The sequence below is a fragment of the Paenibacillus agaridevorans genome, from assembly GCF_003112455.1.
GTDB classification, from domain to species: Bacteria; Bacillota; Bacilli; order Paenibacillales; family Paenibacillaceae; genus Pristimantibacillus; species Pristimantibacillus agaridevorans.
In genome coordinates this window covers 12402-14299 of sequence record NZ_BDQX01000438.1, presented here as the reverse complement: position 1 = coordinate 14299, position 1898 = coordinate 12402, and the positions used below count along the sequence as shown (strand labels likewise).

Genomic DNA, 1898 nt, shown 5'->3' with positions numbered 1-1898 from the left:
GCAAGTCACCCGGCGTCGCCCCGCCTCTGCCAGCCCCCGCTGCCGCCGAAAGCCCCGCTCGCTGCATCGCTGAGATCGCCGCTTCCTTGCAGCCGCCACCAGCCGGGATCAACCCGACACCCGTCTCCACTAAGCCGAAATATGTCTCCGGCGACAGCAGGATGACATCCGCCGGCAAACAGGCTTCGACGCCGCCGCCCAGCGTCATCCGGTGCGGGGCCGCAACGACGGGACGATCCAGCCTCTTGAGCCGGAGCATGCTGTCCTGGAAGAAGCGGATGATGTCCTCCACCTCTTCCCACTCCCCAGCCTGCGCCTCCATAAGCAGCAGCATGAGGTTGGCGCCGACGCAGAAGTTCCGGCCTTCGTTCGCCAGCACGAGCCCGCGCCAGTTGCGCGACACCTCCGCCGCGCTCTGGCGGATCGCGGACAGGACATCTCCGCCGATCGCATTGTTCGGCGAATGGAATTCCAGGCAGACGACGTCGTCGCCGATATCGATCAAGCTTGCACCGGGCGTGCCGAGCACCGTCCGTCCGTCCGCTTTTAGCGCCGCCAGCGAAATGACGTCCTCCTCCTGCCGTTCCTCCCTCAATCCGCCGGAAGGCGATGCGTAGAACCGCTTACGCTCCGACGTCTCGTAGAAGGAGGCATGCCCCTCCCGCAGCCACGCCTCCACCCACTCCGGAACGATCTCGCCTTCCTCCTTCATCCGCTCAACGGATACCTCAAGGCCTATGGCATCCCACAGCTCAAACGGCCCCAGCTCCCAGTTGAACCCCCACTTCATCGCGCGATCGATATCGACGACGGATTCCGCGATGACACCCACTTGCGCCGCCGAATACAACAAAGTCGCCTTGACGGTCGACCAGGCGAACTGCGCGTATCGATCCTTCGGATTAGCGCCAAGCAGCGCTTTCGCCTTCGCCGCCGCCCCCTTTGCGGACTTCGCCGCGTCGATGACCGGCGAGGAGACCCGCACCTGCGGTCCGTACTCCATCGTCCCGAAGCGAAGCGACTCGATGCGGCTGCGTCCGTCCGCGTCCTTGCGCTTGCGATAAAAGCCGGCGCCGCTTTTTTCCCCCAGCCTTCCCGACGCCACCAGCTCCTCCAGCAATTGCGGCCTTGCAAAAACAGCCCGCTCCGCCTCGTCCCCGCTCCGTTCCCTCACGTTGTCGACAACGTGCAGCAGCGTATCGAGGCCGACGAGATCCAGCATGCGGTAAGTTGCGGTCTTCGGCCGGCCCAGCGCCGGACCCGTCAACGCATCTGCTTCCTCTACCGTGAGCCCGAAACGGATCGTGTCCGCCAACGTGACGAGCATCCCGTACGTGCCGATCCGGTTCGCGATGAAGTTCGGCGTATCCCTGGCGACGACGACGCCCTTGCCCAGCCGGCTCACGCAGAGCTCCTCAAGCAGTTCCATTACCTCGGGCGCCGTGTCCTCTGTCGGCACGATTTCGACTAGCTTCATGTACCGCGGAGGATTAAAGAAATGCGTCGCCGCAAAATGCTCCCGAAATTCCTTGCTCCTTCCTTCCGCCATCGCGGCTACGGACAGACCGGACGTGTTCGTGGTGACGAGCGTTCCGGGCCGCCTTGCCGATTCGATCGCCGCGAGCACCTCCCGCTTGACGTCCAGCCGCTCGACGACCGCCTCGACGATCCAGTCCGTGTCGCCAAGCAGCGCGAGATCGTCCGTCAGGTTGCCCGGTCTGATCCGCGAAGTCCAAGACGAATCGTACAGGAGCGCGGGCTGGCTTCGGGCCATGTTCGCGACGGCTCTGGACGCCAAACGGTTGCGGACCGCCGCATCGTCCAGCGTCAACCCTTTACCCGCTTCTTCGTTCGTCAGCTCTCCCGGAACAACATCGAGCAGCAGCACCCGCATTCCC

Annotated in this window: 1 protein-coding gene; it reads right to left on the bottom strand. The window is 64.3% G+C overall.

Features of this window, described 5'->3' with window-relative positions:
• Positions 1–1898: 3-hydroxyacyl-CoA dehydrogenase/enoyl-CoA hydratase family protein (locus PAT3040_RS33520; protein ID WP_108996088.1), on the bottom strand; the 1898-nt coding region annotated here is incomplete at both ends.